This window comes from Candidatus Persebacteraceae bacterium Df01 (assembly GCA_030386295.1).
GTDB lineage: Bacteria > Pseudomonadota > Gammaproteobacteria > Tethybacterales > Persebacteraceae > Doriopsillibacter > Doriopsillibacter californiensis.
Genome location: JANQAO010000003.1, coordinates 25,538 through 47,194, shown reverse-complemented (window position 1 = coordinate 47,194; position 21,657 = coordinate 25,538). Strand labels below are relative to the sequence as shown.

33 protein-coding genes are annotated in these 21,657 nt (G+C 49.4%); 10 read left to right on the top strand and 23 right to left on the bottom strand.

The window, feature by feature from the left end:
- Nucleotides 1-44 precede the first annotated feature (44 nt).
- The 11 genes from NQX30_04835 to NQX30_04785 form a co-directional block, all read right to left on the bottom strand.
- Nucleotides 45-926 (bottom strand): baseplate J/gp47 family protein, encoded by an 882-nt coding sequence (locus tag NQX30_04835; protein ID MDM5147696.1) that lies wholly within the window; start codon nucleotides 924-926, stop codon nucleotides 45-47.
- Entirely contained in the window at nucleotides 923-1,258 is a 336-nt protein-coding gene (locus tag NQX30_04830) for a hypothetical protein (GenBank protein MDM5147695.1), read from the bottom strand. Before NQX30_04830 ends, NQX30_04835 begins: the two co-directional genes overlap by 4 nt.
- A complete protein-coding gene (locus tag NQX30_04825) occupies nucleotides 1,255-1,830 on the bottom strand; it encodes a hypothetical protein (GenBank protein ID MDM5147694.1) in 576 nt (191 codons plus the stop codon). Before NQX30_04825 ends, NQX30_04830 begins: the two co-directional genes overlap by 4 nt.
- Nucleotides 1,827-2,375 carry a hypothetical protein gene (locus NQX30_04820; protein ID MDM5147693.1) on the bottom strand — a complete coding sequence of 183 codons (549 nt, stop codon included), beginning with the start codon at nucleotides 2,373-2,375 and terminating at the stop codon, nucleotides 1,827-1,829. The genes NQX30_04825 and NQX30_04820 overlap by 4 nt, the downstream gene beginning before the upstream one ends.
- Nucleotides 2,365-2,697, bottom strand: a complete 333-nt coding sequence (locus NQX30_04815) for a hypothetical protein (GenBank protein ID MDM5147692.1) — start codon at nucleotides 2,695-2,697, stop codon at nucleotides 2,365-2,367. Before NQX30_04815 ends, NQX30_04820 begins: the two co-directional genes overlap by 11 nt.
- On the bottom strand, nucleotides 2,694-3,173 hold the full coding sequence (locus NQX30_04810) for a DUF1320 domain-containing protein (GenBank protein ID MDM5147691.1): 480 nt from the start codon (nucleotides 3,171-3,173) through the stop codon (nucleotides 2,694-2,696). Before NQX30_04810 ends, NQX30_04815 begins: the two co-directional genes overlap by 4 nt.
- A 3-nt stretch (nucleotides 3,174-3,176) precedes the next feature.
- Entirely contained in the window at nucleotides 3,177-3,431 is a 255-nt protein-coding gene (locus NQX30_04805) for a hypothetical protein (GenBank protein ID MDM5147690.1), read from the bottom strand.
- On the bottom strand, nucleotides 3,428-3,793 hold the full coding sequence (locus tag NQX30_04800; GenBank protein MDM5147689.1) for a hypothetical protein: 366 nt from the start codon (nucleotides 3,791-3,793) through the stop codon (nucleotides 3,428-3,430). The genes NQX30_04805 and NQX30_04800 overlap by 4 nt, the downstream gene beginning before the upstream one ends.
- Before the next feature lie 141 nt (nucleotides 3,794-3,934).
- Nucleotides 3,935-4,597, bottom strand: a complete 663-nt coding sequence (locus tag NQX30_04795) for a hypothetical protein (GenBank protein MDM5147688.1) — start codon at nucleotides 4,595-4,597, stop codon at nucleotides 3,935-3,937.
- Nucleotides 4,594-5,094, bottom strand: coding sequence for a D-Ala-D-Ala carboxypeptidase family metallohydrolase (locus NQX30_04790; protein ID MDM5147687.1), 501 nt, complete (start codon nucleotides 5,092-5,094; stop codon nucleotides 4,594-4,596). The genes NQX30_04795 and NQX30_04790 overlap by 4 nt, the downstream gene beginning before the upstream one ends.
- 55 nt (nucleotides 5,095-5,149) lie before the next feature.
- A complete protein-coding gene (locus tag NQX30_04785; GenBank protein ID MDM5147686.1) occupies nucleotides 5,150-6,649 on the bottom strand; it encodes a DUF935 domain-containing protein in 1,500 nt (499 codons plus the stop codon).
- A gap of 188 nt (nucleotides 6,650-6,837) precedes the next feature.
- Between NQX30_04785 and NQX30_04780 the strand changes: the two genes are divergently transcribed.
- A complete protein-coding gene (locus tag NQX30_04780) occupies nucleotides 6,838-7,170 on the top strand; it encodes a hypothetical protein (GenBank protein ID MDM5147685.1) in 333 nt (110 codons plus the stop codon).
- 108 nt (nucleotides 7,171-7,278) lie between these two features.
- Here the strand turns inward: NQX30_04780 and NQX30_04775 are convergent, their stop codons facing one another.
- The 12 genes from NQX30_04775 to NQX30_04720 form a co-directional block, all read right to left on the bottom strand.
- Nucleotides 7,279-7,779: a DUF3486 family protein gene (locus NQX30_04775; GenBank protein ID MDM5147684.1), complete on the bottom strand. Its 501-nt coding sequence runs from the start codon at nucleotides 7,777-7,779 to the stop codon at nucleotides 7,279-7,281.
- A gap of 6 nt (nucleotides 7,780-7,785) precedes the next feature.
- Nucleotides 7,786-8,085, bottom strand: coding sequence for a hypothetical protein (locus NQX30_04770; GenBank protein ID MDM5147683.1), 300 nt, complete (start codon nucleotides 8,083-8,085; stop codon nucleotides 7,786-7,788).
- Entirely contained in the window at nucleotides 8,082-8,399 is a 318-nt protein-coding gene (locus NQX30_04765) for a hypothetical protein (GenBank protein ID MDM5147682.1), read from the bottom strand. The genes NQX30_04770 and NQX30_04765 overlap by 4 nt, the downstream gene beginning before the upstream one ends.
- Nucleotides 8,400-8,506: 107 nt before the next feature.
- Nucleotides 8,507-8,743, bottom strand: a complete 237-nt coding sequence (locus NQX30_04760) for a hypothetical protein (GenBank protein MDM5147681.1) — start codon at nucleotides 8,741-8,743, stop codon at nucleotides 8,507-8,509.
- A 2-nt stretch (nucleotides 8,744-8,745) separates the two neighbouring features.
- Nucleotides 8,746-9,138, bottom strand: a complete 393-nt coding sequence (locus NQX30_04755; protein ID MDM5147680.1) for a regulatory protein GemA — start codon at nucleotides 9,136-9,138, stop codon at nucleotides 8,746-8,748.
- 6 nt (nucleotides 9,139-9,144) lie between these two features.
- Complete coding sequence (locus NQX30_04750) at nucleotides 9,145-9,435, bottom strand: hypothetical protein (GenBank protein MDM5147679.1); 291 nt, start codon at nucleotides 9,433-9,435, stop codon at nucleotides 9,145-9,147.
- Nucleotides 9,419-10,357 (bottom strand): AAA family ATPase, encoded by a 939-nt coding sequence (locus NQX30_04745; protein MDM5147678.1) that lies wholly within the window; start codon nucleotides 10,355-10,357, stop codon nucleotides 9,419-9,421. The genes NQX30_04750 and NQX30_04745 overlap by 17 nt, the downstream gene beginning before the upstream one ends.
- Nucleotides 10,335-12,023, bottom strand: coding sequence for a Mu transposase C-terminal domain-containing protein (locus tag NQX30_04740; GenBank protein ID MDM5147677.1), 1,689 nt, complete (start codon nucleotides 12,021-12,023; stop codon nucleotides 10,335-10,337). Before NQX30_04740 ends, NQX30_04745 begins: the two co-directional genes overlap by 23 nt.
- Entirely contained in the window at nucleotides 12,020-12,934 is a 915-nt protein-coding gene (locus tag NQX30_04735; protein ID MDM5147676.1) for a hypothetical protein, read from the bottom strand. Before NQX30_04735 ends, NQX30_04740 begins: the two co-directional genes overlap by 4 nt.
- A 277-nt stretch (nucleotides 12,935-13,211) precedes the next feature.
- Entirely contained in the window at nucleotides 13,212-13,742 is a 531-nt protein-coding gene (locus tag NQX30_04730; protein ID MDM5147675.1) for a hypothetical protein, read from the bottom strand.
- Nucleotides 13,743-13,920: 178 nt separating this feature from the next.
- Nucleotides 13,921-14,460 carry a host-nuclease inhibitor Gam family protein gene (locus tag NQX30_04725; GenBank protein MDM5147674.1) on the bottom strand — a complete coding sequence of 180 codons (540 nt, stop codon included), beginning with the start codon at nucleotides 14,458-14,460 and terminating at the stop codon, nucleotides 13,921-13,923.
- Nucleotides 14,461-14,617: 157 nt separating this feature from the next.
- Entirely contained in the window at nucleotides 14,618-14,875 is a 258-nt protein-coding gene (locus NQX30_04720; protein MDM5147673.1) for a DNA-binding protein, read from the bottom strand.
- A gap of 85 nt (nucleotides 14,876-14,960) precedes the next feature.
- Between NQX30_04720 and NQX30_04715 the strand changes: the two genes are divergently transcribed.
- The 9 genes from NQX30_04715 to NQX30_04675 all read left to right on the top strand — a co-directional run bounded on the left by NQX30_04715 (nucleotide 14,961) and on the right by NQX30_04675 (nucleotide 21,581).
- Complete coding sequence (locus NQX30_04715; protein MDM5147672.1) at nucleotides 14,961-15,518, top strand: hypothetical protein; 558 nt, start codon at nucleotides 14,961-14,963, stop codon at nucleotides 15,516-15,518.
- A gap of 61 nt (nucleotides 15,519-15,579) precedes the next feature.
- Nucleotides 15,580-15,771 carry a hypothetical protein gene (locus tag NQX30_04710; GenBank protein ID MDM5147671.1) on the top strand — a complete coding sequence of 64 codons (192 nt, stop codon included), beginning with the start codon at nucleotides 15,580-15,582 and terminating at the stop codon, nucleotides 15,769-15,771.
- Between the two features lie 319 nt (nucleotides 15,772-16,090).
- Nucleotides 16,091-17,470, top strand: coding sequence for a phage tail sheath subtilisin-like domain-containing protein (locus NQX30_04705; protein ID MDM5147670.1), 1,380 nt, complete (start codon nucleotides 16,091-16,093; stop codon nucleotides 17,468-17,470).
- 118 nt (nucleotides 17,471-17,588) lie between these two features.
- A complete protein-coding gene (locus tag NQX30_04700; GenBank protein ID MDM5147669.1) occupies nucleotides 17,589-18,101 on the top strand; it encodes a phage major tail tube protein in 513 nt (170 codons plus the stop codon).
- Nucleotides 18,101-18,385, top strand: a complete 285-nt coding sequence (locus tag NQX30_04695; protein MDM5147668.1) for a phage tail assembly protein — start codon at nucleotides 18,101-18,103, stop codon at nucleotides 18,383-18,385. Before NQX30_04700 ends, NQX30_04695 begins: the two co-directional genes overlap by 1 nt.
- 106 nt (nucleotides 18,386-18,491) lie before the next feature.
- The gene (locus NQX30_04690) at nucleotides 18,492-19,451 is read left to right on the top strand and encodes a hypothetical protein (GenBank protein ID MDM5147667.1); all 960 of its coding nucleotides are present in this window, start codon (nucleotides 18,492-18,494) and stop codon (nucleotides 19,449-19,451) included.
- Nucleotides 19,376-20,785: a phage tail sheath subtilisin-like domain-containing protein gene (locus NQX30_04685; protein MDM5147666.1), complete on the top strand. Its 1,410-nt coding sequence runs from the start codon at nucleotides 19,376-19,378 to the stop codon at nucleotides 20,783-20,785. Before NQX30_04690 ends, NQX30_04685 begins: the two co-directional genes overlap by 76 nt.
- Complete coding sequence (locus tag NQX30_04680) at nucleotides 20,785-21,297, top strand: phage major tail tube protein (protein MDM5147665.1); 513 nt, start codon at nucleotides 20,785-20,787, stop codon at nucleotides 21,295-21,297. The genes NQX30_04685 and NQX30_04680 overlap by 1 nt, the downstream gene beginning before the upstream one ends.
- The gene (locus tag NQX30_04675) at nucleotides 21,297-21,581 is read left to right on the top strand and encodes a phage tail assembly protein (GenBank protein MDM5147664.1); all 285 of its coding nucleotides are present in this window, start codon (nucleotides 21,297-21,299) and stop codon (nucleotides 21,579-21,581) included. The genes NQX30_04680 and NQX30_04675 overlap by 1 nt, the downstream gene beginning before the upstream one ends.
- The last annotated feature ends 76 nt before the right edge of the window (nucleotides 21,582-21,657 follow it).

Below are 21,657 nucleotides of genomic sequence, written 5' to 3'. Positions count from 1 at the left end.
TCGCTCGCGACAATTGCCTCTGTTACTGGCGTTGATTATTGGCATTAGTTAACTCCTACTGTTACGGCAGCGCTTCTAGGAAATTCGCCTGTTGCTGCTACCAATTCAGGCACCACTGCATTGTCCGATAGTCTTGTTATCGTTATCGATGCCTCATACACGCCTGGGACGTGGACGGCGCCTGCGATTATTGCGTTGTTGATTTTTTCTCCCAATCTATCACGCTCTATCAAGATTTGGGTTAATGCGGTCTCCGCTTCTGCGCGGACGATGCTAGCATCGGGGCCGGAACGCGGGGTTAGTGATACCGTTACCTCATAACCTATTGGCGTTGCCGCGAGAACTCTCACATCATCGGTTTGCTGTCTTATGTTCGGCGCCGTGATTGTTGCGGTCACTGTATTTAATAATTCTTGAGTCGGTACACCATCAGCGTAAATAATATTATCGTTGTTATCTAGTAGGGTCTCATCAGCTTGGATATATACATTCACAACGCCGGGAGTCGGGCTGTCCATTTGTGCCGCGAAGACTCCAGGCACCGCTATGGCATTTTGTTCATACCAACCGCCAGACAAACCTATCGCAAATCGATCCGGGGTGTCTGCTATTCGCTGTCTGTAGGCTTCGTCTTCTTCACCGATTAATCGCTCTACACCATAATAGGTGCCGCCTATGGTGTCTAACTCTGCGCCCCAAGCGTAGGCCAGTGACAGGCCTTGGATTGCATCATGATAAACACTTCGGAGATTACTCTCTCTTTGCGCGGCTGCCAATAAAACTCTGTAGGCGGGGTCGGATGGTGCGGCGGTTAGGTCGTAGTTGTTTAATGAAAACCATGCTACTATCTCCGCCATTATCTCTTCTGGGTCTTTTAATAGGCCATTAATTGCCGGGGGAGTTAGTTTTGATAGAGGAATGCTCATATGATTACCGGTAGGCTTACCGCCGCCCCCCTGTAAAAACAATGGACTGTCACTTCGTAGGTGTTGGCGATTGCCGCTACACTCACGCGCGTTAGTCGAAGGTCTTGGACTCCGTTGGCTGGGTGTCTTATCGCTTCGGCTACCCCGCGAAAAATAAGCGAAAATAAATTTTTGTCGGCGCTGCGGTCTATTACATCTATTAGATGACTGCCGTAATTTCTTGCGCCCGGAACGGTGCCTCGCCGAAAGCGGAGAGCGTCTCCTAATCGCTGCTCAAGGGACTCGCGAGCGGTTATTGTGCGGGCGAAATCTCTGGATGAGATGCGGCTCATTGCGCCACCCCAGTTATTGCGCCACCACCGAAATCATTACCGTTATTCTGTGGGTGCTTATGTGTTTTTAATGTCACGCCGTCTAAAATTTCTACGTCATCGGCTGCGGTTATTTTTCCGTTCACTCTTAGGGGACCAGTGATGGTGACCCCTTTTACTGCTGTTATATCGATAGTGTTCTCATTTTTATTTATCGTCATGTACACCCCATCCATTTCTATCTTGGCTACGTGTGTTCTTTTTTCTATGTCTACGGCTGGCGGTGTGGTGGCACCACAAAATCCAGCAACAAAAAAGCCGGCGTTCATCTCGCCGTTAGCCGCGATTAATAATCCGTGAGTGCCAACACCAACCGGCATAAAAGTTCGCATATCGGATGCAGTGCGGTGCTGTGATACCGGTAACCAATCAGTTAATTGTTCTGGTTCACCGTGCGGAGCTAAGTTGGCTTTCACTGCGTAAGGCTCTGCCTGAACTTGGGCGACTACGCCGGGCGTAATCATTCTGACTACTCGTTTTTCTACCGCCACCAGTCGGCGGTGGAGCATCTTTATTGTATCGCTGTTGTTCATTGCACTTGCTGCTCTCGCGGCCAAACTGTGTCACTGCTGGCGCCATTATCTGCGGTTATTTTTGCGGGGGTGTATCGGTCTTGAGGGGGCGGACTGTTTAATATATTTTCGTCCCACGTAGCCGACAATAAAAACAACCCATTGTCATACAGCTCTTGGCTGTAGGCGTTTCTCCACGCTACATTTCGCGCGGCGCGGGGTATTAATACTCGGTTGATTTTGGTCGCCAACTCCCACGCTCGTGGAGCTCTCGGGAATAGGGGTTCGTCCTTTACAATCAGGCTAACAGCAAAACTCGCGGTGTCCATAAAAGTGTAGTCAGACTCCCTCGTGTCAGGACCTAGTGAGCCTTCTGCATAATCGTTGGTTGATTGCGCGGTGACACTGCTTCTTACGCAAGTGACTAAAACTGCGGGGGGTATTATGCTGATATTTTTTATGCTTTCATCTTTGTCTAATGTGCCATCATAAAAATCACATTGCTTTATTTCTGAAATTGCTGTGATGCCCGCTTGAATGGCAATTAAACTGTCACTAATAGACACTGACTATCTCCTCCAAAGCTCTAGTGAGCTCTTCAGTTATGACTTGTTTTTCTTTTGGCCCGGAACCGACAAAGGGGCGGGCGGAGGCCCAAGCGGCGTAGGCCTCACCGCTATCGCTCCACGTCTCGCCGTGAGGCTCGTGCCCTGTTAAATCACTGCTGCCGCTACCTGCGCTGACTATTCTTTCTTGTGTCACCGACTCGCCCGCTGCGGCGATTGATGCGCTCAATTCATCGCGCGTAAGTTTTTTTGCGGCGCGAATTAAAATATCTCCTAGCTTTAAGAGCTCCCGCGCTTCAATGGTAATAATCGCCTCGCTCATGTCATGCCTGCGGTTAAAGACCGCTTAAATACTCTCTTGTTGACAGCTTCGCCGGCGCCTTCGTCATTGACGGAGAACGCGCGGCCTTGCTTCGTTCGGCCTGCATTGACCGTGTTATCGGTGTCCGATATTTTTAGTTTTATCTCGCCGCTACCGATGCGGCGGATGTCTTTTAACGCCTGATTGTTTCTGTCGCTCATCAGCTCGGTGACTTCGCTATCTGTCTGCGCCAGTTGATAAAAAATTAAGTAACTGGCTGATGTCTGTAGCCACCCCGGTATCGCTTCGTCCGGAAGCGGAATGTCGTATCGCTTGCTTATTTCACTGTCAATTCTTGAATTGACGTCTTCTACAACCGCGCTCAATCGCGCCTCATCTATACCGCTTTCAACGGCTTCGTCCGGTGCGAGAAGCGCTATATTATTTACGCCGATTAATTGTTTGGCGGCGGCGGCGGTGATGAATTGGGATGCCATTCATTATTTGGGTTGGGTAGTTTTACGTTCTGTCGCCGTAGCTGTTTTGGGCTTCTTAGCCGGCTCTGCGGCTACAGCAGAAACAACCTCAACAACTAAATTGGGCTCGTTCTCTAGTCCGGCTATGTCGCCTTCTGTTAACTCTTGGGCTAACAGGGTGCGGGCTACGCTGGTGAACTTTCGACCTGCACGGTGAAATACCGATATGCCGTTTGATGTTTTTACGCTAATGGCGGCGGCCTTTTTAGATCTCATCATTTTATTGTTCCTGATGAAAAGTCCGTACCACTCAACCAATCGGTGTCTATGATTTCTAGGCGTTGGAATAACTCATTGTCGTCTGTTGACGCGGCGCCATGCTTTGTGAAAAATTTAGATGCCGTACAGGAGTATGCAGATTTTTCTGTTTTATGGTCTATATCCACTCTGGTTGCTGGGGTTTGTCTGTTTAGGGCAGCTGCCAAAGCGCCCATATCAGCAACATTAAAAACTCGACCATCTCTGCCTTTTATCGCGCCAGCTTTGTTGGCGGCTGGCAGAACTTTCACGCGCTCTATTGTTAATGGGTCTCTAACACCTTGCGGTTGGATATTCTCAATAGGCAACTCTAATAAGTTCATGCACTTATTATCTTGCCTTTTTTGCTTTTTTCTTGCGGTAATTTTGGGGTGGTTTAAAACCGCACCTTGCTTTGCCTCCTCATCCTAGCTTTCTCCCCAATGGGGAGTTCTCGCCAATGGGGAGAAGGGACTTTTTTGAGGTCACTTGAAGCGGTGGGGAGCGAAGCTTCTGTCGCCAAACCACCACACTATCGCCGTGCTTGTGCTGAATACTACGGCCTCTATACCATAAATTAATAATCGCTCAGCGGTTTGGCTGCCTATCATGTCTGGGAGATTACCCTGCATTAACCAGTAGATTATTATCCCACTAAGCGCTAACAGTAGTAGCGTCAACACTGGACGGAATAGAGTTTTTATTCCAGTCGCCCACGGCGGAGCGGTTGCTGATGTTGCGGCATCTGCGTTAATACTCGCGTCTAACGATTGCCAGCTGCCACGGCTGTCTGCTAACAATATCTCTTGTTCGGTTTCTTCTGATTTTGCCTTTAAATTTAACTCTTGGAGTTTTAATTCGTGTGCCCATAACTTTTCTTTTTGGACTAACTCCTGTTTTGCGCGAAGCCACTTAAAGACACCACCGACCGCGCTACCGGCCAATCCCAATAGACCTCCGCTCGCTGCGCCTGACGCTACGCCGGTTACCGCGCCTACTACATCGCTTAATGCCGGCGCGGCTTCGGCTCTGCCTATTGACGAAAATATGATTGCACCTACTATTAATAGGATGATTGCCTTCCAACCGTGGCACTGCCAGAAGTCGCGTACTGCCGCTACTAAAATTAATTTTATTAATTGAATCATTTTTTTGTCTCCTGTTTTGAGGCTGCCTCACTCGGTCTCTCCCCAATAGAGAGAGAGGAAACTCGGCGGAAATATTGGCTCCAGTTCTTTCCTGCTGGTGTCACCCAAAAGCGCCCCACCCTCGAGTCGCAATGAATAAATGTTCCATATAGACCGAAACTGCCAAAGCCTACTCTGAGCATGTGAGATTGAAGCACAGATAACGCTTCCATATCTTTTCTGATGTTGCGCCCGCGTGAGAGCGAGAAATCAAAGGCGATTTTCTTGTGCTCCGATAGGGGGGCGCCTCCGACTAATGCGTTATGTCGGCGACAACGGTGCGTTGAATTGAGTGCAACCGGTCGCTGTAGGTTTGTTCTTAATAATTGGATGCGGTCAAACTCGCTTGGTGCCCACCACACTTCACCGCAGCAGGGACAGGACATTTCCCCTACCGAAAAATTTGGCCAGCGCGATTTTTCCCAGCGGTGCGATGCCTCAACTATATTAACTAACATCCGTCACCTTGAGCGCGCAATCTTGCTGGGCTTTTCATTCATTTGTTCTCTCCTTCTACCGCCGCGCAAATCTTTGGAGCGCGAGCTCATCTACCGTTGTTTTGTCTAGGGGTTGTGATATTCCGCGATCCACAAAATCATTCGGGGATTCGGCGCCTTTTAGTGCATCTCTTATTTTCTTTTCTCTGTTATTGACTACCGCCATCCAGTTGCCGTAATCATCATTCTCCTCTTCATCGGCATTTAGGGCGTTAGTTTCTGGAGGCGCAGTTTTGGCGATTAGCGTGTCATCATCATCTTTTGGTAGCGGCAGCGCCATAAGGGATTGAAGCCAGCTCTTATTTACTGTCAGCCCTAGGTTAGTCGCGCGTTCTACACGGTCTAATATCGCCAATGCGTCTTCGTTGTCGTCTGCGGGAAGCGATATTTTGGGGGCGGCGGCGCCGTCAAAATTCAAGCCCACAATCCAGCGAACTAAATCTTTTAAAACCGTCATCGCTAACTGCTGCGCATCGTCCTCCACTAAATCTTCACGCACGTCATAATGGATTTGCGCTTGGCTCAATGATGAGCCATCGTCGGCGGTCATTGTGCCGCCCAGTACTAATTTACTGAGCTGCGAGTCGCACCACTTCGCGCTGGCCTCGAATAGTGCGTGGCCATTACTGCTTGCGCTTTTTCCCGTTTGAATGAATTCTATTTCCATACTCGCGGGGATGACACACCCTGCATCGCTGGCTAATTGAGATACCGCTGTGACTAAAGTATCTATATCATCATCGCTGGCCTCAGGACCGTATTTACCGATTCTTGTGGGCAGACCAAAAACTTCTATAAACGCCCACCAATCCCGAACTGCATAACCCTTCAACATCTGCAGCATCATTGCGGGCTTTGCTATCCCGCCGCGGCCCGGTAATCCTGATTTAGTTTGGGGCGTGTGACTAATGAATTTTGCCGGCGATAAGGGGAGCGCGGCGCGGCCGACCATTCCCGCTTCGGCAGCGGGAGATGGGTTGTCCGTTATTATTAGTGGGGTCTTGCCGTCTTCTCTGCTGAATACTATTAATCTAGCATCCACCCAATCATAAGATACCGGCAATAAAATGCCGTCTTGTACTGCCCACACTATTTCTACGACTGAGTAGCCCTTGGCAATCCCATCCAGCAAATCAAGAACGCATTTTGAGAATTCGGGGGAGTTCAATACATCGCTTACCACTGTGGCGACTACTGTATCTCTTGCGCTTATTCCTGCTGGTTCTATTTGCCACCTTCGGCTGGATGTTGCTAATTTTCGCTGCTGGAGTAATACTCTATAGTGAGCATCGTGTTCCTCTATTTCTTCCGCGAGTTCGGCAAATTCTTGCATGTCGCCGTTATCGTTAACTCCTCTATATATATTGCCCAACCTAGATGGGTTCAACCACCTTAGTTGCTCGGTTCGGTTATATGGATTGCGGACGCCGAAAGCGCGAGCTCGCGCGAGCTGCTCGGTTAGCTTTTTGGGGTCGGCGGTGAGCGGCTCGCCATCAGGATCTAGTATCCTAGACATTTAGGCTCTACTCCCAACAATAAAATCGCTTGTAGTGCCGTTAAAACCGCCATTAAATCCGTTAAGTATTATCACCTATAAACTCCTCTGGGTGAACTAACCTCCCCGCTTCTGATGCCCGTTTTTGTGTGCCGGCTTAATTTTAGGTCGTCGCTATTGTTGGGTCTGTCTTTATTATTATTATTCCGGTGACGCGGAACGCCGTGGTGGGCGTATGTGGCGAGGCCACAATCTGCCGCACGAAGTGCAAGAAAAAGAGCCCACGTTCTATCGGCGCGACTCTCGCCGTCACCGTCAACCACAAAGCGCGGCGCTCCACCAATGCTGGGGATACAGCGCAAACTGTGAAGGTCGCCTCGCAGTGCCGTGTCGCCGGCAGGGATGCATATTTTTTTATCAAAAAACTGCTTGCCACGAGTCGCCATATCCAGCTTACTCGCTACGCTAAACATCACGCCCTTACTTCGGTTTTTGCCGAACTTTTTTTGGCGGCTTCTATGGCTATTTCTAATGATAACTGAAATGTCTTCCCCGCCTGCCGGGAAAAATAACCTACCTTAAAGCGTGATTGGTCGGCCAACCATCTACGTTGATATTCATATAGGCCTACTAGTGCTTGGGAGAGTAAGTTAGGCACCACCATATAGCCGACTAATCGCGGCTTCTAGTTTTTTCTTCTCACCGGAGATAGCGTCGCTGGCGTCATCTTTCATTTCTTTTTGGGTTGCCGCGAGCTCGCGAGCTACGCGGCGGTCAATTAGTGCCTCGGTTTTCTCTATATTCATCATCGCCGATACAAGCTTATTCGCATCATCGGCGCTAACCGCCCCTTCATCCGCTTGAACCAATAAATTCATTCCGACATTTCTCGCGATGAGCATCATTTTTGAGGGCTCAGTTGCCCCGCCTTCTTTAACTAACGCCTCGGCAAGCGCGTCTATTCGGCGCTTAGCTTCTAGCCATTTATTAAAGTGGTTTTGGCGGTAACGCCCTACCGAACTAGAGCTGACTGGGTGCCCTGCTTCATTGATTTCTTGGGTGGCTTCGGCGATGGTCTTGCCGGCGACAAGCGCGCGATTGGCGATGGCCTCCGCCTTTGGTTTTTTTTTGAGTGTGTGGAGCCGTGGCACGACGGCTCACTTTTCGCTGGGACGCGGCGCCCGCACATCTGGGACGCTAGCCCTACCGTTCGCTACATCATCCCCTAGATTCGTTATGCTGAAGGTTGTTATTTTGCCCTCATTAATTATCTCTACTAAACCTATTCTCTCTAATTTAGAGAGGTCCGCTTTTATTTTGTCGCCTGCGATGTTGTGCTGCATTGATGTCAGCATTGCCTTTATTGCTCCGCTATTGCTACCGCCATTGCCTTCGGAAGCGAATTTCAAAATCAAAAATAACCGATCAGCGTTGAGCACATCCGTGAATGTGTTCACTTTTTATCCCCTACCAAGTGTTTAACCACCAAGTCGACGGCGTTTCCTATACCTTCTAATCTCCCCTTCATCTCATGGAGTAATTGGTTCATCTTATTATCGTTGTTGGCGTGAGAGATACTCTCCGCCTCTAGCTTTTTAACCGCGCGGCTATTAATCTCAACTACTGTCTCCAGTTGCGTTATTTTTTGATCGTGGCTGCCGATGCGTTCGGCGTTTCTATCGTGGCGGCGGCGAAGCCATAAATATACGGAGATGGCGGCAATGCTGCCCATTTGCACAAACTTGAAAGCAACGTTGGCGTCAAAGTCCATTTTAGTATTGTGCCTTTTTTGTTTTTTTTCGGTTGCGGTAAAAACAAACCTTCTCCCCGCAAGAGAGAAGGTACGCCCCCCTCACTCGGTCTCTCCCTAATGAGGGGTTAAATGTATATCCTGTCACCACCGTATTCCAGCAAGAATTTCTTGCTTTCTCCTTTTGGGGCCCCCGCTTTTTGCAGCTCGCGCTCCAACTCGTTAATAAAGCGGATGGATACTGGGTTCAGATTTTTGGTGCCTAAATAGAACTCTGATCCCTTCCATGTCGCCAAATGTTTGAGTAACGCTTCGGCTAAGGGAGGGGCTTCGTATATTTGTAGTGCTTTATTTTTGGTTATCATTTTTACCTCCTTTTATTTTGTCTAATTGCCATGGCGGCGGCCATGTCGTGCAGTTCGCCGCCGGTTGCAGTAAAAAAATCCTTACCCGCTGTCATTTTTTTGGCTAATCCCTGGAGATAATTCTTAGCGGCGATGGTGCCATTGCCACCGGTCAGTTCAAATGCTTGCGCCCAGCATTTACTCTTTATTTTTTTGTTGTCAAATTCTGGCGGTGGGGAAGGCGCATCAAAGGCGTTTATTGCTTTTTTGATTTCTGGATTGGTGCAGTCTGCAGCGGTTGTTTTTTTGGTTGCCACGTATAACTTAGCTCTATAGGTGTCGTCATCAAGGGCGTACTCTTTTTTTAGAACATGGAGACGAGCGAGGAGGTTTCGGCGATTGGATGGGTTAGTCATTGGATGTTAATTTTTAGGCAACTTTATAAAGCCCCCCTCACTCTCCCCAAGGCGGAGAGGATGCGGTGGCCATAGGTATTGGCTTGTGCGGTCTAATCTGTTGGTCGCCTCTTGTTTGTGTGTGGCGTTTTGAATGGCGGCGGCGGCTAGCGCGGCGGGGGCGCTGGGGTATCTGCCCCGCAGGACATAACCGCCTGTTTCTTCAGGGGCTACATACGACCATGCACCACGGAAGTTCGCCGCTATGTAGTGGCTGCCGCAGGCGCGGTCGGTGGCTGGTTTAGTGACTATTAGCATCGCAGATATCCTTTTCGGATAAGTCTTTTATTTGCTTGCGCGTGAGTGCGGCTGCTCTGCGCACTCGCTTGATTATGGCGCGGTAGCCGCCTATCGCCGCTACCCAGTTAGAGCTTTTTATTTCAGTTTCTATAGATAACTTTCGCTCTACAATCGCGCTCAATAATAATGGGCCGTCTGCGGCCGGCGGTGGTAACAGTTCGCTGCACACGCCTAGACGGCTCTGGATTTGCTTCATTGCTAAGCCTGATGTTAGCTGTTTGAGTAAGGGCTCGTTCCCTAAATAAGCAACTCCAAAATCGTTGCCCCCCAAATTTATCTTGTCATAAATACAGCGGAGTTGGTCAAGAATGCGGGGGGTTAGGTGATGGGCTTCGTCTATTATTAATAATGCGTTTCTGTTTTTGAGCGCCTCTACTATGTTGTGGGACATTGTCGCGCAAGTACCCTCATCGGCGCCGACTGCGCGGCACAGCGCCTGCATCACCGATGACAGAGAGCACAGCGCGGGCTCTGCTGTCACAATAAATACGTTAGAATTGTCGCGCTGATATTGGCGGGCGGCATGGGATTTGCCGCCACCTGCGCCCCCATAAAACGCAACCATATCTGCCGACACTTGCGCTAACTCTAATCCTCCCAATAATTGCTGCGTATTGACTAAACCATCAACATGAAGGGACAGATTGATGTTTTTCGCTTTTTCTTTTGCTTCGCGCAATCGGAGCCAACTTTTTAATTTCTCTGCAATTTTCGTGTTGTCTCCGGTGTATTTTTCGTTGAGGTATGTCGATAAGGCGCCGCTGTTGACGCCTGATTGGCGTGAGATTTCTGCAATACTCAAGCCTTCTCTATCTCTGATTGATATTATTTTTTTTCTTGTTGTTGTCACTTCAATGTTAATGGTTTGTGTGCTGCTCATTGTCTCTCCGTTCTTTTTTGCTTTGGTGAAGTGCCGCGAGCTGCGCCCCTAAATCACTGGGCGGCGCGGCTCGCGGTGCGATAATAATCTTTGATGCAGTATCTGCCTTAGTGTTTGGCTTAGCGCTTGACTTGGTGCGTGGTATAGACAACTGCCTGAGCACTTGCCTTTCTCCGCGGTGCGCTCGCATCTGCTCGCGCAGTGCGGACAAGTGCCGCCGGCGAAAACGCTGTAATTCTCGAGCGGCATCCGTGTCAAAAAAGCCAATCTTGTGAACGCATTCAGCCGCGCCTAAGTGCCTCCCGTTTGTCGCAAAAACTTGCAGCGGTCCGTGCAAATCCTGCGGGTCAAAACGCACAATCAGCCGTTCGCCGATGTGTTTGTACAAGAAACTCGCGCTGTATATGTTTTTGGGGCAACCTGCTGCGGCGCCCGCGGCGATGGTGATGGTTGCATCGGGGCGCACTTTGCGGCTTTCTGCTGCCAACAACATCAACATCTCGTCAGCACCGCTTAGCTTGGCGAGCCTATCCGCCTCGTAGTTTTGAGCAAATACTTGGTCGTAGCTCTCGCCGTTAGCGGTGTGGGTGCGCCGTTTAACTCTGGCATTAAACTCCGATATATAGGTCTTTAACGCCTCATTAAAGGCCGCTAAAGGTACTGTATGAGCGCCATAATTAGCCGGCTTTTTTGTTGTGTTTCTGCCCGTGTAAGCGCCAGAAAACTGCCGATCAAACTCGTCAAAATCGCGAAAGGCACGCTCTATTGGTTTGGCTTGGCCATGACCGCGAGCTCTGCCGTTCTCGGCACGGTTGATGCTGGTGTTATGCACTTTAATACCAAGTTGCGCCCAGACACCTGGCAGCTCTTCATCTGTGCTCTTGAAGCGCTTGCGCCCTGGCAGCTGGCCGGCCAACCACTTGTTAGCGGCGGCGCGGGTGTTGTCTAACACTAGGTGTCGGGGTATTCCCCATTCCTTACATACATCTAAAAAGGACAGTCTCAGAGTATCTTTATTTTCTGCGATGGCGGTGCGCCAACTCATAATTCGGCGGCTGCGGATACATTGCCAAAACCATGAATGCGGACGATATATTTCGCCGCGCTCATCAACAACAAAAACGTTATGCTTGTAGCCGTCGCCATTGAGGGCTTCGGCTGATGTGAGCGTGGACACATCGCGTTGCTGGGAGCCAAGCATGGCGAGCGCGGCTATTTCGCCTTTGCGCGACATAGTCGTCACCGGCGCTGATACCTCTTCTTTTAACCGATTGTGGAAAGTCTGCTTTGTTGGTATATTTATATTTTTTCGCCGTGCGGTCGCTGATATAGAGCGGTAGCACGCCGCCAGCGTGGGCTGCTCTAACCGTAGATAGAGTGCCTTAAATTCCGTCCAAATTTCTACCGGTATAGCGGTGCGTTGGCCGCCGCCGGCTTGCGCGTTGACCAGCACTTTGCCCCAGCGCTCGCGCGGCTCTTGTGCCACTCGTTGCATCCAGTTATAGAGTGCTGTCTTTTTTATTCCGTGGCGTGCGGCAAGTGCGCCGAGTCTCTGGGTTTTTTGTTTTAATTTGTCGCCGCGAATACGCCAGCCAGCTTCGGCTAAGGCAGCCCGCTCTAGTGCTGCGGTGCGTTGGATATCCGTTGCGGACAAAAATTTACTCACGTCTCATCACCCGCCATCTTACTGATATGCCTCAGTTCTTCGAGTATTCTGTTTTTATTTTTACGCCACCAGAATGTGTATTTTTCTTTTGCCTTGGCGCGGGCATAATGACAATCTTCGGTGGTGGCGCCACTGTGTCGGCTGTTGCCGGTGCCGTATTCCTCAATAGACCAAGCCATGTCGCGAAGCAGTGATAGCGTGGTTTCTAAATGCGATATAGCGCTACTCACTTGCGCACACGTTATAACTGCGTGCTTTTCGCCCGCGGTGCTGGCGGCTAGCTCTTTGTTTTGTTGACGCGCAAAATCGAGCTGAGTGCGGAGAACACCCTTGTCCTCCTTGTGCTTTTGATTTTCGCTTTGGAGCTTTATAACTTCTGGGCTAGCGCCCTCGGCAAACGTGAGGCGGAGCTGTCTATATGAATAATCGCCTATCGTATCTCTAGTTATTCCTCTCACCTTTCCGCCTGAAACTAAGCTGTTAATCTCGCTTTCGGTGAGTTTCTGGCACTCTAATAATGTTCGCCATGAGTTTTCGGTGGCAAATGTCCGCGCAGCGGACATTTGCGAAAAAGTCTCGTATATTCCAATTAGTTCTGCCGCTCTTTGTCGTGTAAATCCATTGTTTTTGTATGCCTCTATTAGTTCGCCGTGCTCACATTCCTCTTTGAGTTGCGCTAACCTTTGCCCTACAAGTAATCTCGCCTCTACACAAATTTGGTTGGCGCTGTTGCTGAGCTGTATTATTTTGTGTAATTCACCGATAGCGGCGGCAGGCGTCATTTTTTTGGTGGCGGTGACTGCCGCCTTTATTGCCCTTATTATTGCGTCCGGCGTTATTGCCGCTGTTGCGGGGAGGTTTTTTCCCTTCTCACTCTCCCCAGCAGGGAGAGATGTTTGTTTGTTGGTCATTGGGTTGTCCTCTTTTTGGGTTCGAAAATTCCGCTGGCTTGGAATTCTCTTTTTGCTCGTTGTCTGTTTGGTTGGGTTATCCAGTACTCAGCAACGTAACAGCCCGGTCGTATCATTTTTCTTTGGCTAATTATTTTTGCCCCTACTATTTTTTTTAGAGTGAATATGTGGGCAGCCAATCTTATGCTTCCGCACATATTTAGAGCTCTAATTTGGGTGACCCTTTCACCTTTAATTAAGGCGTCGGCGATTATTGCTTTTTGCGTTGCTTCGCTAATCATTGTGTTGGCTTCCATCTTTGTTTTAGAATAAAGGCCGCAATTTCTTCCGGTGTTGGTTCCTTAATTTTGTGGACAACTGTCAACAAAATTTTCGCGCATAATTCTGATGTGACTGGTTCGCCTTTTTTCTGCTCTAGGCGGGGCGCATCTTTTTTAATAAATGGGTTGTCCCAGTCCGCGCAAGGACTGCAGTAGCTCATTACTTTTTTGGGTGAAGGCCATTGGCCTTCGGCGTCCGCACCAGCCGCCTCAAAGGCCTCTTGCAGCCTCGCCGCGTCTGTTGGATGCCACGCGCGTGTTGCGCCACTGGGATATTGTGGCACTCCGTGTTTTTTAATCGCCCTTACCCAAGCTGCCGCTGACAGCTTGATGGTTTCGGCTGCAGGGCGGCCTGTTAGGCCGCCTAATGATAATAAAAACCCTAATCCGTTGCACACTGTCACAACAAAAACCGAATTATGTTTGGCTGCAAATTCGGATAAGCCGCCAAGCGTTTGTCCGCTCTTGCTGATGAATTGCTGGTTCATCCTTTTGGGTTTGGGGGAGGGGCACAGTATTCGGTGGCGCCGTTTTGGCAGCGCATCTGTGCGGTGCCTTCTAATCCAACGTAGAATACACCAACAAAAATAGATATCACCCAAAAACAAAAAAACAGAACGCAAAGCGTCTCTTTTAAGGCCTCTCGGAGGTAATAGCCGCGGGGGGTCATTCGTCTTTCCATCCGTCTTTGCGGAGCGCGGCGAGGAGCTTATGTGCATCGCCTGCATCCGAAACAAATGGTTCGTCCGTATCGGCTTCGAGTTCAATTCCAGCTTTGGCTAAAATCCTGGCGGGTAGGTCTTTAATCCCTTGTTTATTCAGGGTTGTTTTGGTGCGTACGGCTTGCTCGTACTCATCATCACTCAATTCCTCCCATAGCACTGCGCAAGCCTTGATTTGGTCTTTACAGACAATTCGCCCAGGATTTTTGCGCCACCCGTATTTTATGAGGTCTTTGACTCGCGATTTCACTTTTCCCCACAAAGCTTGGGGAGGTTGGGGACTTTTCAAAACCGCGTTATACAGATTAGTTCTACTCTTTGCTTCCGCGTGAAGCGCTGTTCTAATGTTTTTTTCGTGTCGGTCTCTGACTTGGATTTTCTCGTTGATGTATGAGTTCCACGCTCCGCACAGCTCGTTAACTCGTAGGTTATGTACGTCAGCCAAATTGTCTAATTGTTGCTCTATATTTATGTCAGGCGTCATTTTCAATCCTTTTTTTGTTAATCAAAAAAGTGGAGCCCGTAAAACGGACTCCGGTTAGAGAGAGTCGGTGCGCGGGTAGTTTTGCCCGCGCTAGCGCTTTCTGGCCCGTTTATAGTGGGGTTTAGCGTGTGGATGGGTAGGATGGGTAGGTCAGAGCTCACACTACGCTCCTGATATTTATTTTTATGTGGCGTTTAATGCCGAGTGCTACTGCAGCCTTGTGGCATTTTCCACGGTTCCCTGCGAGCCGTCCATTGAGCAGGTCGTTTATTATGTGCTCAGCTACACCTATTTTTTTGGCTGCAGCAGCGTAAGTCACGCCGGCGCTCTTCAACCGTTCTTTAGCCGCTTCATAGCTATAATACGGTTTTTCTGCCTTCCCATTTTTTGCTGTTTTTTCACAGGAAATAACCATGAAAACAATTTTACATGATAAAAACAATAATTTTACACATTATAAGGAAAATTTTACAGACCGACTGAAATTCATATTGGGGGAAATGAGTATTCATCGCGCGGCGAAATTATGGGACGTTCCGCCTGAATCACTTCGGAAGTGGATCAGCGGGGGTATGCCGGGCGTTGACCGTGCAGCCCAGTTGGCTCAGGGCGCAGGGGTTTCGTTAGATTGGTTAGTGGGGGGAGAACATCCTAGTATAGAGACAAGCAGCCAACACTGGTGTCACATTAAAGAATATCACCCACAAGAAAATGGCTTTTGGGTGTTTCCTCGCAGTTTTATGGATATACACCACCTAAATCCTGATGATATGGTGATGTTAAAAAATCAAGGCGACGCGATGGAGCCATATATACAAGATGGCGCTGCCATAATGGTGGACACCACCTCACAAACTGAACCATCCGCAGATGTGCCGTGCGCACTCGTTTATCGAGGGACAATGTATATCAAGTATGTCCATCTACACCACCACAGTATAGACCTTATCAGCTCAAAAAAAGGATATCCACCGATAAAAATAAAGGGGTTAGATATTAAGTCAATGGAGATTATTGGGCGCGTCGTCTGGTCATGTAGGATTTGGCCAGCCTCATAACCTTGTTTGTTGTAATGTCCAGTGATGCAATTGCCTAAAAAATTATTGGTTACTCTCCATCTTGTGGTTAGCGCTTAGCGTTAACCCAAAACTTGAAGCTAGCGCTCAAGAAACCGATGGCGACCATATCGCCTTTTGGCGAAATGACCTAGACGGTAAGATAAAAGCTGATGCGTATAGAGGAGAAATTACTGACAGAGATATTGCCGTTGTTATTTTGTGGGGAGCTACGCGCTCAATATCTGCTTTATGATGAGGTAGGAGTATCTTGATGAGGATAGTTTACGTGCGGATATTGCCGCCCGCCTCGAAATAACCCCCGACCAAGCGCATCTGCCGTATTTTTGGCAGCGGGAAAAGAGCCAACCGATTAATTTATTCTAAAATGCAATAGACACATCTAATTTCTACTGTTGCAAATATCCGTCCAACTCCGCTTTTGTGGGGATGTTTTTTTAATCGCCTCTCCCCATTGGGGAGAAGGTTAGGATGAGGGGGCAAAGCAAGGTGCGGTTTTAAACCGACCAAAAATTACCGCAAGTTTTTTTGGCGAGTAGGAATAATATATGTGCATGTCAATCACTCTACATGGGGTTGAAGTTAAATACCTCGCCAATCAAACTACTCCTGTCACCGTATCCGACACATCCGTCATCGGATTGGTCGGCACCGCCAATAATGTTGGCGGCGCTCTACCTGCCGCCGCTACCGCTGGCAGCGGTAACTCGGCACTAACTTATACCGCCACAACCAGTGGCGCCGCCGGGAACTCTATCCGCGTCCGCCTAATTGGCGGAAAGCCGAATACAACGCTATCCGTTACCGTTGTTGACAGATTAGTGTCAATCACTCTCTCCACCGATAATGATGGCGCGCCAACTAATAAAGCGTCCGAAATCATTACCGGCATCACCGCACATAACGAGGCCAATGCCTTATTGACTGTTTCTTTAGCATCCGGTTCGGATGGCACTGGGACGGTTAGAGATACTGCGGTTTTTAGTTTAGCGGGAGGGCGAGACGAGCCTTATCCGATTAATACACCAGTCATCATCAACACTTCTGCGGCTGCCGCCGCGCTCGGTAACATCGGCACTTTGCCGGCGGCTGTGGGGGATGTGTGGCGGACCAGCGGACTTAATGCCGCTACCGTCATAGTCGTTCGTGTTGACGCCGGGGAGGACGATGCGACAACGCTCGCCAATGTTATCGGCGATAAGGTTACGCGCACAGGGATTTATTCCCTGCTGGACGCCAGTAGCGAAACCGGCAAAACACCTGCCATTATTGCCGCAACCGGGCACACCGATAATCTAGCCGCAGCCTTCGCGCTACAAAGCACCGCCGAAGATTTGGGCGGGGTTGCTATTGTGGATGTTTCTGGCGCTACATTTAATGATGCGATTGGTTATGGTAGTAGATTAGGCTCCTGTTATGCGGTCTGGCCTAGTATCAATGTTTACGATGCTAATGCTGGGGAGGTAGTCGCTCGCCCCCCGTCCGCACTCGTTGCCGGGCATATTGCCCGTGTTGACGGGGATGAAGGCTGGCATAACAGCCCCAGCAATAGACCAATTAGCGATGTGCTGAGCGCTACCACTCCGGTAGACTTTGAAATCAATAATCCAAACTCTACCGCCAACATCCTCAACCAAGAATACATCACCACTGTAGTGCGGCGTGATGGCGGAGTGTATTTGTGGGGGAATAGATTAGTTAATGGCACATTAATCACGCACCGCCGTGTAGAGCGAATAATTGGCAAGGCGCTTGGGGAATATGTCGCCGACTGGATTGATAGGAATGTTGATATTCCATTTATTGATTTTGTGTTGACGCGATTTAATAATTTTTTGCGCGACCAAACCGTGCGCGGCAACTTGACTGGGGGGGGGAAGCTACCTTTGACCCGGCTCAAAACACCGCCGACTCGCTCGCGGCGAATAGAGTAACTTTTAGCGTTGCCTTAGGCATAGCTAATGTCGCTGAGCATATAATTATTCAACAAAGAGTGACTGATATCTACAATGAACAAATTATCGCCGAAGCCTCACGCCGGAGTGCAGCATAATGCCTAGAGCGCTACCAAAAAAAATATCGGGTGTTGCGGTGTATGTCGGCGGCATTTCTTACATCGGCAACGCTGAGTGGACGCCGCCTAATATCGCCGCATCGGTAGAAGAAAGCGCGATGCCAGGGCACGGTGGCGCCTTCGACATTCCAACAGGACGACTAGAAAAAATGGACGCCGAATTGCGCATTATGGACACTCACCCCGCTTTAGCGGCGCTGGCAGCGAACCCTCACTCTATGGGAACAGAAGTGTCTTGCGTCTCCACCTATACAGATGGCAGCGCAGATCGACGTGAGCGGTGGGATTTTCGTGGGCTGTGGCGAGAACAAAACAGGGAAGCACTCGGAGCTGGCGACACTAATATCCAAGTGACTTACCTGATTAATATCCGTACACTTGCGCACACTATAGATGGTCGTGTCGTCAGAAAAATTGACCTAGAGCAGGACATACATGAGGTTAACGGGGTTGATATTAACGCCGCGCGACGCAACGCTCTGCAGGCGTAATGCCCGCCTCTGTAACCATTGAATTTGATGTTACCGTTACTATAGACGGGAAAGAATATAACAATATCACACTTCGCGAACCGCTGGTTAAGGATAGTATAGAGGCCGCTGACGCAACTAATTCACCAGCCGCCCAAGAGGCTTATCTTATTGGGATTTTGTCTGGGCAAGGGGCTGCTTTTATCGGAAAGCTCCCCATAAAACAATACCAAAAAATAATCAATGAGTTTAGCGTTTTTTTTTCCTCGCTCCAGATAGCGGCAACCGACTCCGCCGCACCATAGTGCGTTTGTCAAAATACACCACTTCTGGGATAGATGTGTTTTTTAATATGACTATTAAAAACTTCGTTGGGTGGGTTGATGCTATCACTACTGAATTGGAGGGCTGATGGCCATCCATGATTTTGAGATACGGCTGAAAACGCAAGTCGGCGATTTTGTGCGCAAGATGGATAAAGCGGGCAAGTCGGTTGGCTCCACATTTCTGCAGATGACCAACCCAAGCTTGTCGCAACGAGCGGCGCTTGCAGTTCAGGGCCACCGCGGACAAATCAAAAAACTAAAGACTGCTTATGACGCCACTGGGCGTAGCGATAAAAAACTACGTGCCCAGCTTGAAAAAACCGTTCACTCAATGCGTAAGGCTCGCAGCGGTGCCCGCGCTTATGGCAAAAGTCTTGCGGTTGCCGCCGGCAACTCCAAAAAGTTAACTTCGGCCTCTGTCATTAATAATGGGGCATGGGGGCCACTTGGTTCAGCCATTGGCGGAAGGTTGGTCGGCGGAGCCGCCATCGTTCAGTCCGCCGCTTTGGTTGTTAAGAATGTTATAGACGCCAAGACGCGTGAAGACCAAGCGTTATTTCGGATTGGAACCGTTAGTGGCTACGACCCCGGAACAGACGACCGTAAAGCTTTCCAGCAGGGGTCGCTTGCTAAAGCACGGGCGGTTGCTGATTTTCGGGGTTTTAAAATCTACGAATTATTGGATAACCAATATGCTCTGCTCTATGCAGGGCTTGAGCAGAGTCTCGCGCTCAAGGGCGCAGAAACCGTGGCTATTGTCGCAAAAAACACAAACAGTAATCCTGACGAAATCGCAAACCTAATAGCTAGCGCCTATAAAAACTTTGGAACACAGTTCAATGGCTCCGCAGAAGACAAACTAAAACAAATCGCAGACTTGCTCACAAAAACACATTCTCAATATAAAATTAATGACTTTACAGCTCTCGAACAAACTTTGTCACCGTATCCGACACATCCGTCATCGGATTGGTCGGCACCGCCAATAATGTTGGCGGCGCTCTACCTGCCGCCGCTACCGCTGGCAGCGGTAACTCGGCACTAACTTATACCGCCACAACCAGTGGCGCCGCCGGGAACTCTATCCGCGTCCGCCTAATTGGCGGAAAGCCGAATACAACGCTATCCGTTACCGTTGTTGACAGATTAGTGTCAATCACTCTCTCCACCGATAATGATGGCGCGCCAACTAATAAAGCGTCCGAAATCATTACCGGCATCACCGCACATAACGAGGCCAATGCCTTATTGACTGTTTCTTTAGCATCCGGTTCGGATGGCACTGGGACGGTTAGAGATACTGCGGTTTTTAGTTTAGCGGGAGGGCGAGACGAGCCTTATCCGATTAATACACCAGTCATCATCAACACTTCTGCGGCTGCCGCCGCGCTCGGTAACATCGGCACTTTGCCGGCGGCTGTGGGGGATGTGTGGCGGACCAGCGGACTTAATGCCGCTACCGTCATAGTCGTTCGTGTTGACGCCGGGGAGGACGATGCGACAACGCTCGCCAATGTTATCGGCGATAAGGTTACGCGCACAGGGATTTATTCCCTGCTGGACGCCAGTAGCGAAACCGGCAAAACACCTGCCATTATTGCCGCAACCGGGCACACCGATAATCTAGCCGCAGCCTTCGCGCTACAAAGCACCGCCGAAGATTTGGGCGGGGTTGCTATTGTGGATGTTTCTGGCGCTACATTTAATGATGCGATTGGTTATGGTAGTAGATTAGGCTCCTGTTATGCGGTCTGGCCTAGTATCAATGTTTACGATGCTAATGCTGGGGAGGTAGTCGCTCGCCCCCCGTCCGCACTCGTTGCCGGGCATATTGCCCGTGTTGACGGGGATGAAGGCTGGCATAACAGCCCCAGCAATAGACCAATTAGCGATGTGCTGAGCGCTACCACTCCGGTAGACTTTGAAATCAATAATCCAAACTCTACCGCCAACATCCTCAACCAAGAATACATCACCACTGTAGTGCGGCGTGATGGCGGAGTGTATTTGTGGGGGAATAGATTAGTTAATGGCACATTAATCACGCACCGCCGTGTAGAGCGAATAATTGGCAAGGCGCTTGGGGAATATGTCGCCGACTGGATTGATAGGAATGTTGATATTCCATTTATTGATTTTGTGTTGACGCGATTTAATAATTTTTTGCGCGACCAAACCGTGCGCGGCAACTTGACTGGGGGGGAAGCTACCTTTGACCCGGCTCAAAACACCGCCGACTCGCTCGCGGCGAATAGAGTAACTTTTAGCGTTGCCTTAGGCATAGCTAATGTCGCTGAGCATATAATTATTCAACAAAGAGTGACTGATATCTACAATGAACAAATTATCGCCGAAGCCTCACGCCGGAGTGCAGCATAATGCCTAGAGCGCTACCAAAAAAAATATCGGGTGTTGCGGTGTATGTCGGCGGCATTTCTTACATCGGCAACGCTGAGTGGACGCCGCCTAATATCGCCGCATCGGTAGAAGAAAGCGCGATGCCAGGGCACGGTGGCGCCTTCGACATTCCAACAGGACGACTAGAAAAAATGGACGCCGAATTGCGCATTATGGACACTCACCCCGCTTTAGCGGCGCTGGCAGCGAACCCTCACTCTATGGGAACAGAAGTGTCTTGCGTCTCCACCTATACAGATGGCAGCGCAGATCGACGTGAGCGGTGGGATTTTCGTGGGCTGTGGCGAGAACAAAACAGGGAAGCACTCGGAGCTGGCGACACTAATATCCAAGTGACTTACCTGATTAATATCCGTACACTTGCGCACACTATAGATGGTCGTGTCGTCAGAAAAATTGACCTAGAGCAGGACATACATGAGGTTAACGGGGTTGATATTAACGCCGCGCGACGCAACGCTCTGCAGGCGTAATGCCCGCCTCTGTAACCATTGAATTTGATGTTACCGTTACTATAGACGGGAAAGAATATAACAATATCACACTTCGCGAACCGCTGGTTAAGGATAGTATAGAGGCCGCTGACGCAACTAATTCACCAGCCGCCCAAGAGGCTTATCTTATTGGGATTTTGTCTGGGCAAGGGGCTGCTTTTATCGGAAAGCTCCCCATAAAACAATACCAAAAAATAATCAATGAGTTTAGCGTTTTTTTTTCCTCGCTCCAGATAGCGGCAACCGACTCCGCCGCACCATAGTGCGTTTGTCAAAATACACCACTTCTGGGATAGATGTGTTTTTTAATATGACTATTAAAAACTTCGTTGGGTGGGT

Coding starts and splice junctions, on each gene's coding strand:
- NQX30_04835 (MDM5147696.1), bottom strand. CDS start 926: ATGAGCATTCCTCTATCAAAACTAACTCCCCCGGCAATTAATGGCCTA.
- NQX30_04830 (MDM5147695.1), bottom strand. CDS start 1,258: ATGAGCCGCATCTCATCCAGAGATTTCGCCCGCACAATAACCGCTCGC.
- NQX30_04825 (MDM5147694.1), bottom strand. CDS start 1,830: ATGAACAACAGCGATACAATAAAGATGCTCCACCGCCGACTGGTGGCG.
- NQX30_04815 (MDM5147692.1), bottom strand. CDS start 2,697: ATGAGCGAGGCGATTATTACCATTGAAGCGCGGGAGCTCTTAAAGCTA.
- NQX30_04810 (MDM5147691.1), bottom strand. CDS start 3,173: ATGGCATCCCAATTCATCACCGCCGCCGCCGCCAAACAATTAATCGGC.
- NQX30_04805 (MDM5147690.1), bottom strand. CDS start 3,431: ATGATGAGATCTAAAAAGGCCGCCGCCATTAGCGTAAAAACATCAAAC.
- NQX30_04800 (MDM5147689.1), bottom strand. CDS start 3,793: ATGAACTTATTAGAGTTGCCTATTGAGAATATCCAACCGCAAGGTGTT.
- NQX30_04795 (MDM5147688.1), bottom strand. CDS start 4,597: ATGATTCAATTAATAAAATTAATTTTAGTAGCGGCAGTACGCGACTTC.
- NQX30_04790 (MDM5147687.1), bottom strand. CDS start 5,094: ATGTTAGTTAATATAGTTGAGGCATCGCACCGCTGGGAAAAATCGCGC.
- NQX30_04785 (MDM5147686.1), bottom strand. CDS start 6,649: ATGTCTAGGATACTAGATCCTGATGGCGAGCCGCTCACCGCCGACCCC.
- NQX30_04765 (MDM5147682.1), bottom strand. CDS start 8,399: ATGGACTTTGACGCCAACGTTGCTTTCAAGTTTGTGCAAATGGGCAGC.
- NQX30_04760 (MDM5147681.1), bottom strand. CDS start 8,743: ATGATAACCAAAAATAAAGCACTACAAATATACGAAGCCCCTCCCTTA.
- NQX30_04755 (MDM5147680.1), bottom strand. CDS start 9,138: ATGACTAACCCATCCAATCGCCGAAACCTCCTCGCTCGTCTCCATGTT.
- NQX30_04750 (MDM5147679.1), bottom strand. CDS start 9,435: ATGCTAATAGTCACTAAACCAGCCACCGACCGCGCCTGCGGCAGCCAC.
- NQX30_04745 (MDM5147678.1), bottom strand. CDS start 10,357: ATGAGCAGCACACAAACCATTAACATTGAAGTGACAACAACAAGAAAA.
- NQX30_04735 (MDM5147676.1), bottom strand. CDS start 12,934: ATGACCAACAAACAAACATCTCTCCCTGCTGGGGAGAGTGAGAAGGGA.
- NQX30_04730 (MDM5147675.1), bottom strand. CDS start 13,742: ATGAACCAGCAATTCATCAGCAAGAGCGGACAAACGCTTGGCGGCTTA.
- NQX30_04725 (MDM5147674.1), bottom strand. CDS start 14,460: ATGACGCCTGACATAAATATAGAGCAACAATTAGACAATTTGGCTGAC.
- NQX30_04720 (MDM5147673.1), bottom strand. CDS start 14,875: ATGGTTATTTCCTGTGAAAAAACAGCAAAAAATGGGAAGGCAGAAAAA.
- NQX30_04715 (MDM5147672.1), top strand. CDS start 14,961: ATGAGTATTCATCGCGCGGCGAAATTATGGGACGTTCCGCCTGAATCA.
- NQX30_04705 (MDM5147670.1), top strand. CDS start 16,091: ATGTCAATCACTCTACATGGGGTTGAAGTTAAATACCTCGCCAATCAA.
- NQX30_04700 (MDM5147669.1), top strand. CDS start 17,589: ATGCCTAGAGCGCTACCAAAAAAAATATCGGGTGTTGCGGTGTATGTC.
- NQX30_04695 (MDM5147668.1), top strand. CDS start 18,101: ATGCCCGCCTCTGTAACCATTGAATTTGATGTTACCGTTACTATAGAC.
- NQX30_04690 (MDM5147667.1), top strand. CDS start 18,492: ATGGCCATCCATGATTTTGAGATACGGCTGAAAACGCAAGTCGGCGAT.
- NQX30_04680 (MDM5147665.1), top strand. CDS start 20,785: ATGCCTAGAGCGCTACCAAAAAAAATATCGGGTGTTGCGGTGTATGTC.
- NQX30_04675 (MDM5147664.1), top strand. CDS start 21,297: ATGCCCGCCTCTGTAACCATTGAATTTGATGTTACCGTTACTATAGAC.